The sequence below is a fragment of the Nitrospira sp. genome (assembly GCA_037045225.1).
Lineage (GTDB): Bacteria > Nitrospirota > Nitrospiria > Nitrospirales > Nitrospiraceae > Nitrospira_A.
In genome coordinates this window covers 3,270,847-3,285,301 of the sequence record JBAOHZ010000009.1, presented here as the reverse complement: position 1 = coordinate 3,285,301, position 14,455 = coordinate 3,270,847, and the positions used below count along the sequence as shown (strand labels likewise).

Annotated in this window: 16 protein-coding genes; 13 read left to right on the top strand and 3 right to left on the bottom strand. The window is 61.6% G+C overall.

What is annotated here, in order from left to right:
* The first annotated feature begins 218 nt into the window (after positions 1-218).
* The 7 genes from V9G17_16385 (at position 219) to V9G17_16355 (ending at position 6,408) form a co-directional block, all read left to right on the top strand.
* Positions 219-458 (top strand): hypothetical protein, encoded by a 240-nt coding sequence (locus tag V9G17_16385; GenBank protein MEI2754173.1) that lies wholly within the window; start codon positions 219-221, stop codon positions 456-458.
* Between the two features lie 338 nt (positions 459-796).
* Positions 797-1,282: a hypothetical protein gene (locus V9G17_16380; protein MEI2754172.1), complete on the top strand. Its 486-nt coding sequence runs from the start codon at positions 797-799 to the stop codon at positions 1,280-1,282.
* 180 nt (positions 1,283-1,462) lie between these two features.
* Positions 1,463-2,398, top strand: a complete 936-nt coding sequence (folB, locus tag V9G17_16375) for a dihydroneopterin aldolase (protein ID MEI2754171.1) — start codon at positions 1,463-1,465, stop codon at positions 2,396-2,398.
* Positions 2,395-3,243, top strand: a complete 849-nt coding sequence (locus V9G17_16370; GenBank protein MEI2754170.1) for a PHP domain-containing protein — start codon at positions 2,395-2,397, stop codon at positions 3,241-3,243. The genes folB and V9G17_16370 overlap by 4 nt, the downstream gene beginning before the upstream one ends.
* Before the next feature lie 172 nt (positions 3,244-3,415).
* Positions 3,416-4,825 carry a serine/threonine-protein kinase gene (locus V9G17_16365; GenBank protein ID MEI2754169.1) on the top strand — a complete coding sequence of 470 codons (1,410 nt, stop codon included), beginning with the start codon at positions 3,416-3,418 and terminating at the stop codon, positions 4,823-4,825.
* Between the two features lie 8 nt (positions 4,826-4,833).
* Positions 4,834-5,670, top strand: coding sequence for a Stp1/IreP family PP2C-type Ser/Thr phosphatase (locus V9G17_16360; GenBank protein MEI2754168.1), 837 nt, complete (start codon positions 4,834-4,836; stop codon positions 5,668-5,670).
* 9 nt (positions 5,671-5,679) lie between these two features.
* Positions 5,680-6,408: an FHA domain-containing protein gene (locus V9G17_16355; protein ID MEI2754167.1), complete on the top strand. Its 729-nt coding sequence runs from the start codon at positions 5,680-5,682 to the stop codon at positions 6,406-6,408.
* Here V9G17_16355 and V9G17_16350 read toward each other — a convergent pair.
* The 3 genes from V9G17_16350 to V9G17_16340 all read right to left on the bottom strand — a co-directional run bounded on the left by V9G17_16350 (position 6,405) and on the right by V9G17_16340 (position 8,720).
* A complete protein-coding gene (locus V9G17_16350) occupies positions 6,405-7,007 on the bottom strand; it encodes a cysteine rich repeat-containing protein (GenBank protein ID MEI2754166.1) in 603 nt (200 codons plus the stop codon). The two genes, V9G17_16355 and V9G17_16350, sit on opposite strands and share 4 nt — an antisense overlap.
* Positions 7,008-7,130: 123 nt before the next feature.
* Entirely contained in the window at positions 7,131-8,144 is a 1,014-nt protein-coding gene (locus V9G17_16345) for a hypothetical protein (GenBank protein ID MEI2754165.1), read from the bottom strand.
* Between the two features lie 162 nt (positions 8,145-8,306).
* Complete coding sequence (locus V9G17_16340) at positions 8,307-8,720, bottom strand: secondary thiamine-phosphate synthase enzyme YjbQ (GenBank protein MEI2754164.1); 414 nt, start codon at positions 8,718-8,720, stop codon at positions 8,307-8,309.
* Positions 8,721-8,910: 190 nt separating this feature from the next.
* On the opposite strand from V9G17_16340, the gene V9G17_16335 reads away from it, so the two are divergent.
* The 6 genes from V9G17_16335 (at position 8,911) to V9G17_16310 (ending at position 14,421) form a co-directional block, all read left to right on the top strand.
* Positions 8,911-9,675 (top strand): SH3 domain-containing protein, encoded by a 765-nt coding sequence (locus V9G17_16335; GenBank protein ID MEI2754163.1) that lies wholly within the window; start codon positions 8,911-8,913, stop codon positions 9,673-9,675.
* Positions 9,676-9,833: 158 nt separating this feature from the next.
* Complete coding sequence (locus tag V9G17_16330; protein MEI2754162.1) at positions 9,834-10,541, top strand: HAD family phosphatase; 708 nt, start codon at positions 9,834-9,836, stop codon at positions 10,539-10,541.
* The gene (locus tag V9G17_16325) at positions 10,538-11,470 is read left to right on the top strand and encodes a cobalamin-binding protein (protein MEI2754161.1); all 933 of its coding nucleotides are present in this window, start codon (positions 10,538-10,540) and stop codon (positions 11,468-11,470) included. Before V9G17_16330 ends, V9G17_16325 begins: the two co-directional genes overlap by 4 nt.
* Positions 11,471-11,477: 7 nt before the next feature.
* Complete coding sequence (hpnD, locus tag V9G17_16320; protein ID MEI2754160.1) at positions 11,478-12,353, top strand: presqualene diphosphate synthase HpnD; 876 nt, start codon at positions 11,478-11,480, stop codon at positions 12,351-12,353.
* Positions 12,317-13,660: an FAD-dependent oxidoreductase gene (locus tag V9G17_16315; protein MEI2754159.1), complete on the top strand. Its 1,344-nt coding sequence runs from the start codon at positions 12,317-12,319 to the stop codon at positions 13,658-13,660. Before hpnD ends, V9G17_16315 begins: the two co-directional genes overlap by 37 nt.
* A gap of 89 nt (positions 13,661-13,749) precedes the next feature.
* The gene (locus V9G17_16310; GenBank protein ID MEI2754158.1) at positions 13,750-14,421 is read left to right on the top strand and encodes a uracil-DNA glycosylase; all 672 of its coding nucleotides are present in this window, start codon (positions 13,750-13,752) and stop codon (positions 14,419-14,421) included.
* Positions 14,422-14,455: the final 34 nt, after the last annotated feature.

The following is a 14,455-nucleotide window of genomic DNA, read 5'->3' as shown; positions in this document are numbered from 1 at the left end:
GAGGCCCCAACGGAACCGGATCAGCGACCCTTCTTCGCGCTTTTTTCGGCGCGCTTCTCCATGAGCGTCTTAGCAGGTTTCTTCTTAGCCGTCTTTTTCTGCTGCATGCCCTTCGCCATACCCACCCTCCCGTGGTAAATGAATGCCTATGACCCTGTCGATATCAGTGCCCCTCGTTCATACACGCAATCCGAACAAAATGGAATAGGCGCGATCCCATGGCAGGTCCACCTCCGTTGTCTTTTTCCAACTCGCTCACCGCGGCGCAACGCACCGCCTTTTATGAGAGGCACAAACCCATCGCGGTGGCGATGATCCTCCTCGTCTTCCTTCTCCCCTTCGTCGGCGTGTATCTGGGCGGCTTGATCGGCGCGGTGTCGGGCGTGATCATCTCGGTCGTCTGTTATTACCTCACGCCCTATCTGGTGCTCACGCTCCGTGGACGAAACGACCACTAACCTAGCAGGATGCGGAAAAAGTCCGCCAGCAGCGTTCTCGCGGCGCTCAGCGGCTCACCGTACGACGCGAGTACGATTCGCCACTTCGCTTGCTGCGGCCTTGCTGGACGTCCTTTTTGCGCATCCTGCGGGACACTCTCAAATCGACACGGCGCAGGACGTATGAGTGGATCGTAATGTATTACGTAGCCATCGAGTTTTTCTGCAGCCTGCTAGAGTACAGCGTGCGCCACACTCGCGCGCCTCCTGCAGAAATTCAGTCTTTACTACTCCGAATGCCCAACCTGCCCTACAATTCCTTCGAGACGTGTGCTTATTCACGACAGGAGGACTGTGGGATGTTTGGGAAGTTTCTCCCCTCACGATGGTTCGGTTCGAAAAACCGTCGCACACCATTGCAACTGACGCCACGTCGGTTCACCGGTCAATCCGTGGAGGAACAGATCCAGCGGCTCCAATCGGCATGGGGCGATGTCCTCTCGCTGCCCTTGTGCCTCGTGGCGCTGGCGCTCTACGAGTGGTGGCGCTGGTTGTTCTCCATCCCCTCGAACCCGTTGCTCCTCACCATCGTGGCGGCCGCAGCCATTCATGCCACCTGGCGGCGCCGCGCCGTGTATACAGCGGACCTGAAGCAGCTGCGCCTTGGCCGGACCGACGAAGCGACCGTGGCTCAACTGGCGGAGCTGTTGCGCCTGACCGGCGCGCGCCTCCTACAGCGCATCACGAACATCCATATCCCCTCAACGGTTCTTTCCTCGATCCGCCCGGCTTGCGCGTCGCTCGTGAAACGTCGTTCGTCTCTCGTCCGGATCTTTCATGTCTGACGTTCACCTTTCACGCTTCACGTGTGACCTTTCACGCCTTACGGTTCCCGGATCGACGCGTCGTTCGGCTCTCGTCCTGGCGTCTTTGCTATCAGCTATACGCCATCAGCCATAGGCTCTTCCTTCCCGCGTCCCCCACCTTGCTTGACAGTCCGAAAGTCCATCCACGACAATGCCGCCATGGCGCAGCGCATCATCATCGAACGATTGGAATTCTACGGCCGCTGCGGCGTCACCGAAGAGGAACGCCGCAAACCACAACAGATCGCGATCGATCTTGAGTTGGAAGCCGCGCTGGACGCCGCCGGACTGTCAGATCGCCTCGATGAGACCATCGACTATGCCCAGGTCGCAGAGCGCCTCGTCGCGCTCGGCGGTTCGCTGACCTGCCGGCTGTTAGAGTCCCTGGCGGAACAGCTGATCGCCATGTTGTTCGCCGAATTCCCGGTCGATCGGATACACATGTGGATCCGCAAGCTCCACGCGCCGCTCGCCATGGTCGCCGGGTCGGTCGGCGTCCGGTTCGAACGCACGCGGGTCGCCCGCCCTACTCCGCGCACAGGACCGACTCCTGCCCCGTTTCTCACACAGCAACTGGGACGATTCCCCACAGGTCGGGTTCTGGATGTCGCCGCAGGCCGTGGCCGTCATGCCCTGCATCTCCTGTCTCACGGCCTACAGGTCGAAGCGATCGATCGAGACGCGCAGGCGCTCGCGGCGCTGGAAACGGCCGCGGCGACGCAAGGCCTCTCGGGCCTCACCACCCGGGTACTCGATTTGGAAGAGAAGCCCGACCATCCTCCGAGTTTGGGCCAAGAATGTTATGATGCCATCGTGGTCTTTTTTTATTTGCATCGTCCGCTGTTCCCTGTGCTGATGGACGCCCTGAAACCGAACGGCCTTTTGCTCTACGAAACCTTCAGCATCGAGAACTACTTCCGCTATCAGCATCCGCGCCGATGGGAATTCTGTCTGGCGCACAACGAACTCCTCAGACTGACCGCCCCTCTTCGTGTGCTGCATTACGATGAGGGTGAACATGACGGCCATGGCGACGGGCCATGTTACACCGCGCGCTTAGTCGCGCAGAAAGCGGGGCCTGAGATACCACGATGAGCCGCATTGATCTTCACCTCCATACCACTCATTCGGACGGCAGCTTTTCCACCCGTGAGGTGATGACCTTCGCCAAACAGGCCGGCGTGACCGCGCTCGCGATCACCGACCACGACATCGTGGCGGGGATTGCGGAAGCCACCGCCATCGGGACCGAACTCGGCATCGAGGTCGTCCCCGGCGTCGAAATCAGTTCGCGCCTCGGCGAGAGCGAACTCCATATCCTCGGCTATTTTTTGAACTGGACCGATCCGCTCCTGGCCCAGCGCCTGAGCAGCTTGCGGGACAGCCGCCATACGCGGAACCCGAAGATCGTCCAACGGCTCAACGAGCTGGGCATCCCGATTACCTATGAGGAAGTCCGGGCACTGGCCGGCACGGAATCCGTGGGCCGCCCCCACATCGCCCGCCTCCTGATGGAGAAGAAATTCGTCACCTCGGCTAAAGAAGCCTTCGACCGTTATCTGGCCAACGGCCGGCCGGCATTCGTCGATCGTGAATTGCCGCTACCGGCCCAGGCGGTGCAATGGATTCGTGAGGCCGGCGGGGTGCCGGTGCTGGCGCACCCGACCTGGGTCAGAACGTCGGCAGACGGCTTGCGCACCCTGGTCCGTGACCTGAAAGTCACCGGCCTGGGAGGCATCGAAGTGCACTACAGCACGCACACGCCCAGCCAAACCACCGAGTACCTGGAGTTGGCGAAGCAGTGCGACCTCGTCGTGACCGGAGGAAGCGATTTCCACGGCGTGACCAAGCCCGATATCGAGGTCGGCATCGGACGGGGTCAGTTGAAGGTTTCCGAGAAACTCCTCGATCCGCTCAGAAAAGCCGCGACCACCGCCTAACCCCCCGACACGTGCCCACAGACTGAGGCGTCTCGCCCGTTCCACTCGGCCGGCACTCGTCCGTCCCCCAGGGCAGGCCTCGCCTCGTCTCACGCTGCACTATTCCCTCGTTTCGTTGACACACCAAGACCTTCCGCTACACTGAGGCTCAGGCACCACGCGACTCCAACACATGACCACATCCTGGGGCTGGATCGGCCCGTATCTAATCGTTATTATCCTTGCGATTCTGGTGGGGCCATTGTTGGCCACCCTTCCGCTATTCACGCACAGCTTCATCCCGCCGTTGGGGATGAATGCGGCACAGGCCGTCCGATTACTCGCCGACGGCATTTGCCTGTTCATGATCTGGCTGGCCGCCTCCCGAGCCAGACAGGACCTCGACGACAACGGGAAGGGCCAAACGTTTTTTCGTGCCATTCTGTTTCCCTCCGCAGGTCTCCTCATCGTCCTCGTGGCCTCACGTGCCTATGATGCCCACGGGATTCCTGTGCTTGGCCCTCCCAAACAACCGCTCTACAACTGGCTGATTACCGGCGGCCTGATCGGCGCGGCCACCTGGCTGACGTTTGCCTGGGTCCGTCATGCCGAGGCGTTGACGCAAGCCTTCACCGGGCCTCCACGCCGTCGTCCGCTTGAGGAGGAGGAGGCACCAGCCGATGCGACGGAAGAGGCCCATACACCCGCCAACGAAAGCACTCCAACCCCGGCCCGCGCCACCGGCCCCATTGCCCTGCGCACCGGGACCGCAGTGCCCAGCACGCTTGGGCGTTATCAGGTCGTGAAAGAGCTCGGTCGAGGGGCCATGGGCGTCGTCTTCCTGGGAAAAGACCCGACGATCCACCGCCACGTCGCCATCAAGACCATGCGGTTGGACGACATCGAGAACGAACACGAGCTCAAAGAATTCCGCGACCGGTTCTTTCGTGAAGCCGAATCGACCGGGCGGCTCTCGCACCCCAATATCGTCACGGTCTACGACGCCGGGGAGCAAGAGGGCCTGGCCTACATCGCGATGGAATATCTGGAGGGCACCTTGCTCAGCGGCTACTGCCAGAAGACGACGATCCTTCCCGCGAAACAGGCGCTGCAGGTCGTCGCCACCGTCGCCGATGCGCTGGACTATGCCCACAGCCAAGGCGTCGTCCACCGCGATGTCAAACCCTCGAACATTATGATTCTGAAACACCGACTCGTGAAGGTGATGGATTTCGGCATCGCCAAGATGGCCAGCGCCTCGAAGACACAGACCAGCATGATTCTGGGTACCCCGCGGTACATGTCGCCGGAACAAGCCACGGGAAAAGAGGTGGACGGCCGATCCGATGTGTTTTCTCTCGGTGTCGTGCTCTTCGAGCTGTTGACCGCCGAACGTCCGTTCGACGCCGAGAACATGGCCGCCCTCGTCATACGCATCGCCAAAGCTCCGCATGCCCCGCTGCTCAAATACCGCCGCGATCTTCCCTCACGTGTCCAAGCAATCGTGGATCGCGCACTCCAAAAAGACATTCCCAACCGGTATCGCCATGCCAGCGACATGGCGCAAGACCTACGGGACGTCTTTCAGGTGATGCCTCGATAGGCCACTCCATGCACTCGTTGCACATCACACATGGAGCGAGTTCGGATATCGGGCTGATCCGCCAGCAGAATGAAGACCGCTTCCATGCCGATTCTGCGACCGGCCTGTTCGTCGTCTGTGACGGGATGGGCGGCCACCGAGCGGGGGAAGTCGCCAGCCGTCACGCCGTGGACCGCATCTCTCGACACCTGGCTCAAGCCCAGGCCGACCCGTCGCTTCCGCTGATCGGCGCCGAGCGGCCTGAATTTTCGTCCACCACCAATCAACTCGCGAGCGCCATCCGCCTGGCGAACCACTACGTGCATCAGGAAGCCGCGCGGCATGCCGAATACACCGGCATGGGCACCACCGTCGTGGCAGCCTGGCTCGTGGGATCGATCCTCTCCATCGCCCACGTGGGTGACAGCCGCCTCTATCTGATTCGCCGCGGCGCACTGCAGCTTTTGACTAGGGACCACACCCTGGTCCAGGAGCAGGTGCAGTCCGGACTCCTGACCGCACCTGCTGCCGCGCATGCGCCCCACAAACATGTGCTGACTCGGGCCGTCGGAGTCCAGCCACTGGTGGAGGTCGAGCTGGGAGAACTGCCTGTCTTGCCCGGCGATCTCCTCCTCCTCTGCTCCGACGGGCTGACCGCCGGAGTGTCCGCCGATACCATCCTGCGCGTCGCGCAGGAGTCCTCCGATCCGCAGGCCACCGCCGACCGACTCATTGCCCTCTCGAACGCCGCCGGTGGCACCGACAATACGACCGTCATCGTCGCACGCCTCACACCACGCGCACCGGGTCTATGGAATCGTATTTCTGGCCGCCTGTTTACGTCACCTCAAACGGAATCCGACTAAGGAACGACCATGTCACAGCACCACCCTGCGCCCCACACGCTCCTCGTGAAATCGCCGCACAGCGGCACCAGGGAGATTGCCCTGTCCCACACGCCCTTTACCATCGGGCGGAAGACAGACAATGACTTGTGCCTGGAGGATGTCGCGGTGTCCGGGCACCATGCGCGCATCGTGAAAGTTCAGGAAGTGATGTTTCTAGAGGATCTCGGCAGCACGAACGGCACCTTTGTCAACGAGCACAAGATCGAGCGGCGGCAGCTCCAAGACACCGACAGCATCCGCCTGGGGACACATCGCCTCATCTTTCGAGGAAGTCAATCGGCGCAGGCAGACACACTGGCAGCGATTGATATCGTGACGGCCGACAAGACGATCGTCGTCTCCGAGGCCTCATCCGTCACCAACCCGGCACCTGAACCGCAGGTCGGCGTGGTGGAGATTCTCTCAGGCAAAACCAGCCACTCGCAGTATCCTCTGACCAAACACATTTCATTGGTCGGGGCGCAGGACGATGCCGTGATCACCATGACCGGCTGGTTTGCACCGAAAACCGCGGCGGCCATCAGCCGGAGAGGCGAGGGATATATGGTGAGCCAGACGGAGAGCGGGAAACGTATTCTTCTGAACGGCCGCCACATTGAGGGAGAACATGCGCTTCGCAACGGGGATGTCGTGGAAGTGGCCGGGATCACGATGCGGTTCTTGCTGCGCGACCGGAAGAGCCCCGTGGCGCGCTAATTGAGCAACCGGCCCCGTTTCGGCAAGTGTTGAAAGCACTGGTCAGAAACTTCCTGCGCATGAGATTCCAGGCACTGCATCATCGCCCCACCGCCTAGCGGCACGTCTCGGCAGAACTGCTTCCGGTCCGCTTCACAGGCCACGCGCAACTGCTGCCTCTCCCCTTTCATCCGCACCAACCGCTCCCGCAACATCGGTCGGCAGGGGGCGGAGAGTTGCGCCGCTTTGCGCTGCAGGCACGCCTGGCGCTCTCCTTCCTCCTCCGGACACAACGCCTCAATTTCCATGTCGCACTTCACATTCTTCATGAGGGCCGAAGACGCGCCCGGAGAAGGTCTCGACGCCTCGGCCTGAGGGAGCGGCTGCCCGTCCTTCACCACGACTGGCTGCGCCGCCAATTCGGGTAACGACTGAGACGGAACCGTGGCGATCGATGCCGCAGGTGGTGCAGGCGGCGAGGGAGGGGACAGCGGCGACGGATCGGGCAGGATGTCGTTTTGTGGCAAGGTGTGCAGCACGAGGCCCCAGACCGCGCCCAAGGCCACACAACTGAGGACCGTCACGATCACGATGGAGCTAAGTCGCGATGGGCCAGCCAAGGAACTCCTCGGGGATGGGATATCGATTGTCGGTGATCAGCAGGGTCCTGGCAACGGCTTCCCATTGCCCATTCCATACTGCACCACCGCGACACGCATCGACGCCGTTCCGAACGCCGCCGATCAGTTCTCAGGCGCTTCGACGATGTGGTTTTCGAACCGAGTGCACCCTTCGGCCAACAATCGATTGGTCAGCATTTCCCCCGGCCATTCGATTGGAAGGTCGGCCGTGAATACCCACACGTCCGGCGACGTCCACACGGGACCATGATCCTCCGGCAACTCCGGATCGAAGAGATCGGTCCAGACAGGCATGTACACCCCGTTGCCGCATTGGGTATGGAGGTGCGCGATAGTCCGCGCCCGCACCATCGGATCAAGATCCCGCCAGACCGCAGCGGTTTCATCGGCCAACCGGTGCAATCGCACGGCGTTCTGCGCATCGAACAACGCATAGGACGCGTAGACGGGCACCTCCAGCGTGTCCGGGGCCAGAGCCAACTCGGCGCATTGCGTCACCAGGCCTTCGAGCAGCGCCCGGCGTTCAGGCTCCTCCAATGAATCGGGCAACCCTGGATCAGGCATACCGATCAGTTGGAAGAACAGAAACGCCGTGTTCTCGACGGGGGGATACAGACGGGAGGCGATCGCCTGAGTGCGTTGAGAATCCGCGATACTCACCAGATGTTCATTCAACGCCTGCAGCGTCAACCCTTCGAGGGTCGCATCGGTCAGGAGTCGGGGCTCCACCCGGACCACCACACCGGCAGGAATTTGCAAATGTCGATGCAGCAGATCCGCGGTCGCCACGGGGTCGATCTTCAACCCGAGCGGCTGCCCCAAGTTAGCTTGGAGCGGGAGTTCCAGCGCAGCCATCAGGGCATAGGCGCCCTTATCGTCATCCGGCCCGTCCATGATGACGGCGCAGGAGGCCTCCGCCACCAAATCAAACATCCACTCCGCCATCTCCTCATCGAGCGCCGCCAAGACGGTCAACAAATCCTGTTCACGTCCCTGCTCGATGAAGGCTTGCAGCGTATCGATCGCGGCATCTGTGTCTCCGTGGTCATGGCGACGGGCGTTGATCAGGTGGATCAAATCCCTCGTGAGCGGATCCGGTCGTGACCAACTCAACATGGCTGACCTCCCATGTCGATACGATGTCCTGCTGAATGGTTTTTCTGCATCCTGTTGTCCATGTTGCCAAACTTTCCAGAACGTAGCAAGCGCGAATGCGGTTCTACGTCGAGCTCACCGGCGGGCCCGTCGGCGCAGCCTCACCGGATCCCATTCAACGGATCACTCCCCGATGACCTTCACCAGCACACGCTTCCGCCGCCGCCCATCAAACTCTCCGTAAAATATTTGCTCCCACGGCCCGAAATCCAATTTCCCATCCGTAATGGCGACGACCACCTCCCGCCCCATGAGCTGGCGCTTGAGATGCGCATCCCCGTTGTCTTCACCGGTGTCATTGTGGCGATAGGTCCCCTCTTGCGGTGCGAGCCGTTCGAGAAAACTGTCGTAGTCGTGCAGCAACCCTACCTCATCGTCGTTGATATAGACGCTGGCCGTGATGTGCATGGCGTTCACCAACACCATCCCCTCCCGCACACCGCTTTTTCGCACCACCGCCTCGACCTGCGCCGTAATATTCAGATACGCGCGCCGGGTTTTCGTCTCGAACCAGAGTTCTTCTCGATACGACTTCATCGGCCTCGGCGCTCCGGGTGGTGCGCGATTCTGCAACGAGGATGTTCGAACTTGCAAGCCCTCGCACACAATGGAAGCCCTGTGGACAATCTGTCGTTTTCTTGAACAAAATTGACACGCTGTGTGGCCGGTGATAAGTACCTACGGAGTGACAGCCCCGCGCTCTTGTTTCGAATGAGGAGGTCCTCCGATGGTTTCAACGATGGGCATTCCTGCCATACGCAGCGAGTGGGGGAACTGGCACCTCCTCTTCGCAACTCAACCGGAGCCTGACCTGGAATTTACCGAGGAAGACCTCGACGAATCGACGTCGCCCCCATCCCCTCCGATGAACGCGCCCAAGCGGTCGGGCAAGAAACCACTGCTCTGGATCCTGTTGCTCCTCCTGTTGGGAGGGATCGGCTATGTGGCCATGGATCCCGACGGGGCGATACAACTGGTGGAACCCTATCTGGGTGGTGACGAGGACACCGCGCCACCCGCCCCCCAAATGCCACCGGCCACAGCACAGACTCCGAAAGCTGCACCAACCGTGGCCCCACCCGCGCCACCCGTGGTGGCCGACCGCACTCCACTGGCTCCGGCTGAGATACCCGCTCCGCCGTCGACGCCAGTGGCTGCCCAGCCTACGCCCTCAACACCGGCACCCGCCGCGCCGGCCCTCAAGCCTACGGCACCGGCCGCCAAGCCTGCGGCGCCGACCGTCTACGTCGCAGGGCCGCTCTATGCAGAGGGCCAACGGGTGACGGTCATCGCCGATCCGACCAGGCCCAAGTCTCCCATCCCGCTCTTCGTTGATGCCGTAGGAACCAAGACCAGCACGACGGTGTTGGCCGGCGCCACGCTCACGATCCTGGACGGCGATCACCAAAAGCGCGGCTGGGTCTACTCCGTACGAACTCAGAATGGCCGAAAAGGCTGGATCCCCGAACGCAGCCTCCGGCTGAAACGCTGAACGCATCGCGCCAGGTGCGGTCTCGTCCGACGGCCCGTTCCTCCCCGGAACGGGCCGTCGTCTTTTTTTGTCGGCATGCGCTTGTTATAATGCCGCGCCCACACAACCGACAGCCCGACATCCGAGGAACTACGCACGGGGGTACCCGAATCACGACCATGAGCGAACTACGCGCCATCATTTTTGATTTTGACGGAGTCATCGCCGACACCGAACCCTTGCACTTTGCCGCCCTGCAGCAAGTCCTGGCCGGCATTGAGATCACTCTTACCGAAGCAGAGTACTATACCGACTATCTCGGGTTCGACGATCGCGGCTGCTTCCTGGCTGCCCTGCAGTCGCATCAACGGCCCACCTCTCCCGCACGACTGAGTGAATTGATGGAGCACAAAGCGCACGCCTACCTGGCTGCCGTCAAACAACATCTCGCCATTTTCCCCGGCGTGCGTGAGTTGGTCCAGGAGGCCGCCGCGCGATACCCGCTCGCCATCGCCTCCGGCGCCCTGCGGCATGAAATCGAATTGATTTTGGAAGAGGCCGGACTTCGTAAGGCGTTTCTCCACATTACCAGCGCCGAAGATGTGACTCGTGGCAAACCGGCACCCGAGCCGTTCCTCCATGCGATGGCCGGGTTGAACTCACGACCGAACCAATCCGCACTTTCCCCAAACGACTGCCTGGTCATTGAGGATTCGTTACCCGGCATCAGAGCCGCGCGCGCCGCCGGCATGAAAGTGCTGGCTGTCGCCAATACTCACACGGCGCAAGATCTCGGGGAAGCCGATGCCATTACCCATTCGCTCGCGGACACCAGGCTTCCGGACCTGCAGGCACGCCTCTGGGGAACAGCACAAGGCCGCTCATGAGAATTTGTTCGCTGGTGCCGGGTGCCACGGAAGTCGTCGCGGCCTTGGGGTGCCAAGACAATCTGATCGGTATCAGCCACGAATGTGACTTTCCGCCGAACCTCGCCCAGGTTCCGGTGATGGTACGCCCGCGCATCGAAGGCCATCACCTCTCCAGCGCCGAGATCGACCGGCAGGTAGGCGAGCTGGTTGCCGCCGACGGAGGCCTCTATGAATTGGATGAGCCCCGGCTCTTGGCCGCAAGGCCGGACCTGCTGATCGCCCAGGCTCTGTGTGATGTCTGCGCTATTACTCCGTCTCAATTGGAACGCGTCGTGCACACGCTCTCGCCGTCGCCCCGCATGCTCACCCTCAGTCCCAGCCGGCTCGATGACGTCCTGCGAGATATTGAAAGGATTGGAACGGCCATCGGGAAGAAAGAAGCCGGAGCACAGTTGGCGGCGGCGCTCCGCCGCAGGCTCGACACCGTGCGGGCCAACGTCAGCACCCACACAACGCACCCCAGAGTCGCCTGCCTCGAATGGCTCTCCCCGCTTTACACCGCAGGCCACTGGGTTCCCGACATGGTGGCCGCAGCGGGAGGCCTCGATGTCCTGGCGCAGGCCGGGACAACCTCCAGGAAATTGGACTGGGACGCACTCGTGGCCGCTGCACCGGACGTACTCGTCCTCATGCCCTGCGGATTTACCATCCCGCGCACGAAAGCCGAACTTGCGCTGGTGACAGACCATCCCCAATGGAACGCCCTCCCCGCCGTTCAGAAGGGAGCGGTCTATCTGGTTGATGCGCTCTCGTATTTTAGCCGCCCGGGTCCACGCCTGATCGACGGCGTGGAGCAATTAGCCACCATCTTGCACCCAGCCTGTTCTGAGCACCGCCTCCCCGCGTCCGTCGAGCGACTTGCGGTCCAGACAACACGCTCACACTGATGACACGATGATGACACCAGCTGAAGCCCAAACGTACTGCACGACCCTCACCAAGAAGAGCGGGAGCAATTTCTACTACTCCTTTCTGTTTCTGCCGAAAGCTCGTCGTGAGGCAATGTACACGGTCTACGCCTTTTGTAAGGAAGTGGACAATGCCGTGGACGAACCGCCCCCCGGCAGTCATCCGCAGGAGGAACTCGTGCGCTGGCGGCGCGAACTGGCCGCCGCCTACGACGGCACACCGACATTTCCGGTCACCATCAGCCTCGCCAAACATGTGCGGGAATTATCCATTCCGCAGGCCTATTTCGAAGAGCTCATCAAGGGCGTCGAGATGGACCTCACGAGCACGCGCTACGCCACCTTCGACCAACTGTCCCTCTACTGTTATCGGGTCGCGTCGGTGGTGGGACTGATTTGCCTCCACGTGTTCGGCACCACCTCTCCGCGCGCACAGGATTATGCGGTCAATCTCGGCATGGCATTTCAATTGACCAACATTCTCCGCGATCTGGGAAACGATGCAGAATGTGGCCGCGTGTATGTTCCGCAGGAGGACCTCGCGCGGTTCGCCTACCGGGAGGAAGATCTCATGCATCGGCGGTACAAACCTGAATTTACGGAATTCATGCGGTTTGAAGTTGACCGGGCAAAGGAGTTTTACGCCAAGGCGGCGCGGGCGCTCGATTCATTGCCGCCCGCCGAACGCCGAGCCCTGACGGTGGCGGAAATCATGCGCGGCGTGTATAGCCGGATCTTGCAGCGGATTGAGCAGTCCGGGTACCGCGTGTTGGGTGATCGGGTGACGCTGACTCCCCGTCACCGGCTGGCTGTGGCGGCGGGCGTGTGGTTGCGTTCCCGTCTTACCTCTTCGACTCCATGAGCCGGACGGTGCTGATTCTCGGCGGCGGGATCGCCGGTCTGACGGCAGCCTTACACCTTGCCGCCGACGGCCATTCAGTCACCGTGATCGAGCAGGCCGACCACGTGGGAGGCCGACTGAGCCAGGCACCGCCGCCCTTGCTCCTTGAAGCCCACCATGCGACCTGGGCTCTCCTCAAGACCCTGGGCAAAGACCTCCACACCAGGCGGCTTCGGCATACCCCGCTGGAATTTCTGCAGACGACCGGGGCTCGCATCCAATTCCTCCACCTTCCTTTACCCTCTCCGCTCAACACCCTCCTCGGAACCACCCTGTTCCAGGGCCTCTCGATGCGGGACCGGTGGCACCTGCTCTCGTTCCTTGAGCGAACATGGGAACAGGACCCTCCGTTGCCGAACGACCTCGACGCGCGCGTCGCCGACGAATGGCTCGCAAGCATCGGCCAGTCGGAACAGGCCAGACACGGAGTATGGAACAGCCTGGCGCGACTGTTACTGGGGGCCGCGCTGCCGCAGGTGTCTGCGGGACTCTTCATGCGCACGCTGAGACGCTGCTTCTTGACCGGCGCCCGCGCGACGAAATTACTCATCCCTCCGCACGGACTCGACACCTTTCTCATCACGCCGCTGAGAACACGACTCGACCGGCTGGGAGTCCGGATTCACCTGAACACCACGGCCACGCAACTGCAGTTTGTCCGAGATCGTGTCGCCCACGTCGAATTGGCGGATCGCACCCGGCTCACTGCCGACTGGTACATCTCCGCCCTACCGCATCACCGGCTCACGCCGCTGTTGCCGGAACGGGTGGTGACGCACTATGCCTATTTCCAGCAACTCAGCCGCTTGAGCGAATCGTCCCTGGTGATCGTGCGCCTGCATCTGGCCCAACCGATCGAGCAAACACAACTCGTCCTCTTGGAGCGAAACCGATTCCATTGGATGATTCGACATCCGGACGAAGAACGACACGAGCAGGCGACCGTCTTGTGGGCCGTGGCGGTCGATGAGCCGGACCTGTTGCCGCAATCGAAAGACGACCTCGTGCGGTTGACGTTGGGCGACATGGAGCAGGCGTTTCCCGGCGGCTCACTGCCCCGGCTCATCGAGGCGGATATCGTTCGTCTCCCGTCGGCCATCCTCACCACGAAACCGAGCACGCAGCAGTGCCGACCACTCTCAAATGGTCCGTTCACCAATTTTCTCGTCGCCGGTGCCTGGACGGACACCGGCTGGCCGGCGAATCTGGAATCGGCCATTCTCAGCGGCCAGCGTTGCGCCGCGCTTGTTCCTACCGGTGCGCCCTGACGCCCACCTCGCTCAGACCGGTCACAACACTACATTGACAACCCCTCCCCTCGTGACTAAGATTTGTCGCTCCACTCAATGGAACGGACATGTCTTCATCTCTGACCTCCCTGCAGGAACTCGCCGACTCGCTACACAATTGCCAACGCTGCCCGCTCGCGAAGCTCGGTCGGCGCCAGGTCGTCTTCGGCGTGGGGAATCCGCACGCATCCGTCATGTTTGTGGGAGAGGCGCCGGGATTTCACGAGGATCAGAAGGGCGAGCCCTTCGTCGGGGCAGCCGGACAATTGCTCAACGACTTGCTGGAGTCAGCGGGGCTCTCGCGCGCGGATATCTATATCGCCAATGTAATCAAATGCCGCCCGCCGAATAATCGCGACCCCGAACCGCAAGAGGTCGAGACGTGCAAACCCTTCCTCCTGCAACAGATCGCGATGATTCGGCCGACGCTGGTCTGTTCTCTCGGCAATTGGGCGACGCAGACGCTGCTGGAACGAAAGGTCGGGATTACACGAGTACGCGGGCAGGCGTTTTACCTGAAGGAGTTCGTGCTGTTTCCGCTGCTCCATCCCGCCGCCGCGCTGCATCAGGGGACTATGTTGCAGCCGTTGCGGGAGGATTTCCAGAAACTGAAGGAGTTTCTCGACCGACACAGTCAGCCCCCCGCGACACAGGCGGGAGCCGCTGCGAGCAGCACCGGGACGTTGCGGATCGACGCCCCCACTACGACCGCGCAACAAATGGATTTGTTCGGGTCATAACCACAACGCCCCACAGACGAGGAGTCAGGAACAA